4 protein-coding genes are annotated in these 4,668 nt (G+C 60.9%); 3 read left to right on the top strand and 1 reads right to left on the bottom strand.

Annotation, left to right across the window (positions count from 1 at the left end):
• The 3 genes from SxD43FB_RS22985 to SxD43FB_RS22975 form a co-directional block, all read left to right on the top strand.
• Nucleotides 1–1,222: tyrosine-type recombinase/integrase (locus SxD43FB_RS22985; RefSeq protein WP_255245879.1), on the top strand; the 1,222-nt coding region annotated here is incomplete at its 5' end.
• Nucleotides 1,216–2,130: a tyrosine-type recombinase/integrase gene (locus tag SxD43FB_RS22980; RefSeq protein WP_019053427.1), complete on the top strand. Its 915-nt coding sequence runs from the start codon at nt 1,216–1,218 to the stop codon at nt 2,128–2,130. The genes SxD43FB_RS22985 and SxD43FB_RS22980, both read left to right, overlap by 7 nt.
• Nucleotides 2,127–3,143, top strand: coding sequence for a tyrosine-type recombinase/integrase (locus SxD43FB_RS22975; protein WP_019053426.1), 1,017 nt, complete (start codon nt 2,127–2,129; stop codon nt 3,141–3,143). The genes SxD43FB_RS22980 and SxD43FB_RS22975 overlap by 4 nt, the downstream gene beginning before the upstream one ends.
• Here SxD43FB_RS22975 and SxD43FB_RS22970 read toward each other — a convergent pair.
• The gene (locus SxD43FB_RS22970; RefSeq protein ID WP_096064101.1) at nt 3,133–4,665 is read right to left on the bottom strand and encodes a hypothetical protein; all 1,533 of its coding nucleotides are present in this window, start codon (nt 4,663–4,665) and stop codon (nt 3,133–3,135) included. The genes SxD43FB_RS22975 and SxD43FB_RS22970 overlap by 11 nt on opposite strands.
• Nucleotides 4,666–4,668: the final 3 nt, after the last annotated feature.

The raw sequence follows: 4,668 nt of genomic DNA, 5'->3' as shown, positions 1-4,668 counted from the left end.
AGGCTACGTCGAAGTCGACGACGGGATCGACGATCTGCCACGGCACCTCGCCGACTATTCCGATGCGATCGATCGCCTGCAACTTGCCGAGGGACCGGCACAGGCCTATCGGTCCGAGGCCGAGCATTTCGTGGCCTGGCTTCGCATGGCGCGGCGCCAATGGATCGATATCGATGACACGATCATCGACCACTATGCAGCGCATGATTGCCGATGCCCGGTCTGGCGCAAGCGGGGCAAGTTGGTCGCAACGGGCACCAAGCGGCGGCGGCGATGCGCACGGCACTTCGTCGAGTTCCTGCGAGGCCGGGGCGCCATCCCATTGGTTGAACCGGTGGCGGACGATGACCCGCACATGTCGGCTTACTTGGCATGGCTCAAGCAACACCGCGGCGCCACGGACGAGACGATCCGGCGCTACCGGACCGATATCAGACGGCTCATGCCAATGCTGGGCGAGCCTTCGCAATGGGATGCCGCCGGACTCAGGAGCGCATTCCAACGACGAAGCAAGGAGACGCCGGGGTCGGCATCGCTGCTCGTCACGATAATGAGGAGCTACATCCGGTTTCTGGTCGTGCGTGGCGAGTGCCGGCCGGCGTTGTTGCATGCAGTTCCATCAGTACAGCGCTACCGCCTTTCGACGCTGCCGCGCCACGTCGACCCGGCAACGATCGAGAGGATCATTGCGGCCTGTCCGACAGATCGTCCGGTGGAAGTTCGGGACAAGGCCATCATTCTCCTGCTCGCCAGGCTCGGCCTGCGGGCTGCCGATATTCAGAACATGCGTCTCGACGACATCGACTGGCGATCCGGCCACCTGACGGTCAAGGGCAAGACGCGTCGACCGGACCGCCTGCCATTGCCGCAGGATGTTGGCGACGCGATCCTGGCATATCTTGCGGCAGCCCGCCCGAAGGCCGCCGAAGAGCATCTGTTCCTGCGTGCACAAGCACCGTTTCGGCCATTCCGCTCGTCCGCTGAGATAGCGGGCATCGTCGCTCGTACGCGCGACCGCGGTGGGATCGAAGGAGTGCCGACCGGGTCGCACATATTCCGGCATTCGCTTGCCACCAACCTGCTGCGCGCGGGCGCAGGCCTGGAGTCCGTCGGGACCATCCTGCGTCACAGCTCGCCCGAGACCACTGCCATCTACGCCAAGGTCGATCTGCCGATGCTCATGAAGATCGCGCAGCCCTGGCCGGGAGAACAGTCATGCTGAACATCCACATTTCCAGATACGTGGCGCTGCATCGCAGCCTCGGGCTGAAGTTCTCTGAACAGGAACGCATGCTGCGCCTGTACGCCGCCTACGCCGGGGGTTTCGGCGATCGGCACACTCAGGTCCAGCGCATCTACGACTGGTGCCATACGTCGAGCTCACAATATGTGGCCCGCCGGAGGTTCGACACCGCACGTAACTTCAGCCTTTTCGCTCACGCCGAAGATTCAGGCCACGAAGTTCCGCCTGCCGGCGTCTTCGGTCGGGGCAAGCGGCCACGCCCGACGCCGACCATCATTGAGCCGGACCAGGTGCGGGCGATCATGACTGCTGCATTGGACGTTCCACCCCAAGGCACGATCAGCCCACACACGTACCATTACCTGTTCGGGCTGCTGGCGGCGACAGGTCTCCGGATTTCCGAGGCCCTCGCATTACAATGCAAAGATCTGGTCGAGGATGGCCTGATCGTCCGCAACGGCAAGTTTGGCAAGCAGCGGCTGATTGCCTTGCAGCCATCGACGCGCCAAGCACTCGAAGCCTATCTCGCCCTCCGCGAGAAGCACGCGGCCAGGGGCAACGACCTGTTCGTCACTATCCGGGGACGGGCACCGCACAAGGTGCGCGCCCACGTCGTGTTCGTCAGATTGGCCCGGCAGCTCGGATATCGTGGACCAACCGGTACGGCGGGCATGCGACTCCACGATCTGCGGCACACCTTCGCTGTCCGTTCCCTTGAGTCCTGCCCACCTGACAGGGAGGCCATCGCTCACCACATGGCCGGTCTCAGTGTCTATCTGGGGCACGCGTCGGTCGCCAACACGTACTGGTATCTCGAGGCCACTCCGGTGCTGCTGCGCGACATTGCGGCTGCGAGCGAGCAGCTTTACCGGGGAGAGGCGGCATGACGGCGCTCGCTCCGCATCTCTCGGCATACCTGCGTGAGCATCTGCCACGCGAACGTGCTGTCAGCCCGCACACAGTGAAGACTTATGCCAACTGCTTCGTCCTCCTCGTTCAGTTCGCTGCCGATCGGCTGAAGCGTCGGCCGACCGATCTTGAGATCGAGGATCTCGGCCCCGACATGATCATGGCTTTCCTGGACCATGTCGAGACCGGGCGCGGCAGCTGTGTGCGGACCCGCAATGGCAGGCTCGCCGCGATCCGGTCCTTCTTCCGGTACATCGAGTATCGGATTCCGGCCTGCCTGGATCTGGCCCTCCGCGTCAGATCGATCCCGACCAAGAAGACCGACAAGGCGCTGATCGACTACCTCGACCGGGCCGAGATCAAGGCTTTGCTCGATGCCCCGGATCCCCGGACACGCCTTGGCACCCGCGATCGCGCGATGCTGCATCTGGCCTATGCCGGCGGGCTGAGAGTGTCGGAACTCGTAACGCTGCAGCTGCGCGATTTCCCGGACCGCTCCCTGTCCACCGTGCACATCATGGGCAAGGGTCGGCGTGAACGGGTCCTGCCGCTCTGGAAAGAGACCCAGTTCGTATTGCGCGCGTGGCTTGCGATACGGCCCGACGCGCAAGCTGCCGAGATATTCCTCAATGCCAACGGGCAGCCCATGACCCGCGACGGATTTGCGTTCCGTTTGGCCGAGCACGTCAAGACCGCGGCAACGAAGCAGCCGTCGATCCTTGGCAAGCGGGTTACGCCGCACGTGCTGCGGCATTCCTGTGCGATGCACACGCTCGCGGCGACCGGGGACATTCGCAAGGTTGCATTGTGGCTCGGCCACGCCAGCATCCAGAGCACCGAGACCTATTTGCGCGCCGATCCCGAGGAGAAGCTGCAAATCCTCGCGGCTCACGGCGCACCCGCCATCAGGCCCGGGCGCTTCAAGCCGCAAAGCGACGATCTACTATCAATGCTTCAGGAAATACGTGCAGGAGGTCATGTCAAAATTTGACACAGGTCCGCATCGCAGTTCGAAGCGCCAGTGGCGCTCCCGCCAACAAAGCTTCGCCTTCGAGGCGGCCGTTGATGCGTAGCATAACCGAACCGTTTTGACGGAGAAGCATCGGAATGAGTTGGGAACCAGTGAGGTTGGCCTGCCAAAACGTGCTCTGAGCGTTCGCGCGGCCGGTCGGAATGTCAATTAATCGACCAGCAAAATTCCATGTAACCGTAACGCGCGGCACCGTCGCGGGCTTGTTAAGGAGCATGGCCATCATGGGGCGGTTGCCTTCACAAAACAGGCTAAACGACTTGATGTTTGGCGAAGCAGCTACATCGACATAGGCCATTGGGGCGCGACCTTGGACCGGCACGACCTCCCAAGCAGTCCCAGGCAGCGGCACTGCGTCCTCAGGTGGGCTGTCCATAAGCAGGCGAGCAATGTCCTGGGGCACGGGCAAGCGGCCTCCTTGAGGCGCATAGACCGTCAACTTTCCCTTTTCCCAAAGGCCAATTTGAACAGCACGGCGATTTGCATCAAGCAAAACATAGGCTTGCTCTACACCGCCTTGATGCGGCGCATTTCCCGTAACCCAATAGAGAGATCCTTGTCGTTGGAGACCGGATATCGCCGAAAGATTGCTGGCCAGCAGGTCTATTTTGCGGCCCAAACGCGAACGTATCGCGTCAGCTATCGGACCACTTGTCAAAAGATCTATTCCGTTGGGATCGGAATCACTTTGGAATTTTCCTATGGAACTCGCAAGATTGGTCCAGGCTAGCGGCGTCGGTTTTCCCAAGACTGGCCTTGCTTGCAGAGGTGCTTTTGAAGCAGCAGATGCCGGCCCAGACTCCTTGCACAAGAGCAGTGGGGATTGCGACACGAGCGCTGACTTGAACGGATCCAGGCGCTGTCCAGGCGCGACGTCTGCTTCAAGGCGGACTACGCCTCGCTTTTCGTCGTCATTGACCGTCAAGATCACGCGTCCGAAATCGTTGGCATTGACAGGAAAAGGAAAAAAGACCGCGCTAACGCCTTCATAGGTCGGGCCAAGAAACGAAGCCGCGTACTCAAACCGGGTGCTTTTTACAGTCTGACCAGACGCTTTGAAAGTAAAGCCGGTTTCGTTGATCTCAAGGCTCGCCCCTCGAGAGCAATCGCCACGCGGCGCATACGAGCCATAGCTTCCTTCGAGATCCATGCCTTTTAATGACGTCAATGTCACTGCGCCTGCGACGCCGGGCAAGCCCAGAAAAATCCCTGCGAGAAAAACGATAATGGGGCGCTTGGGCAGTTTGTTCGGCATGGCAGATCTCCATGGCGGACAGCCTTGCATCGGGACCTCGATTGAAAGCGACGAACGACTGCCTCGGGGATTTTCTACAACCTGCACCATTCCAGCGGTGCCGACAATCCTAACGGCCCCAGCATTCAACCTTGTCAGGCAATTATCTGGAGTGAAATCATGGAAAACCGAAGGAAACCTGCGCCTCCCGCCGCCACGCTCGACATAAACTGCGACTGCAAAGAATATGTC

The organism is Sphingobium sp. D43FB (genome assembly GCF_002312805.1).
Taxonomy (GTDB): Bacteria; Pseudomonadota; Alphaproteobacteria; order Sphingomonadales; family Sphingomonadaceae; genus Sphingobium.
The sequence above is the reverse complement of the archived record's forward strand: the minus strand, read 5'-3'. Positions and strand labels throughout refer to the sequence as shown.

Coding starts and splice junctions, on each gene's coding strand:
- SxD43FB_RS22980 (WP_019053427.1), top strand. CDS start 1,216: ATGCTGAACATCCACATTTCCAGATACGTGGCGCTGCATCGCAGCCTC.
- SxD43FB_RS22975 (WP_019053426.1), top strand. CDS start 2,127: ATGACGGCGCTCGCTCCGCATCTCTCGGCATACCTGCGTGAGCATCTG.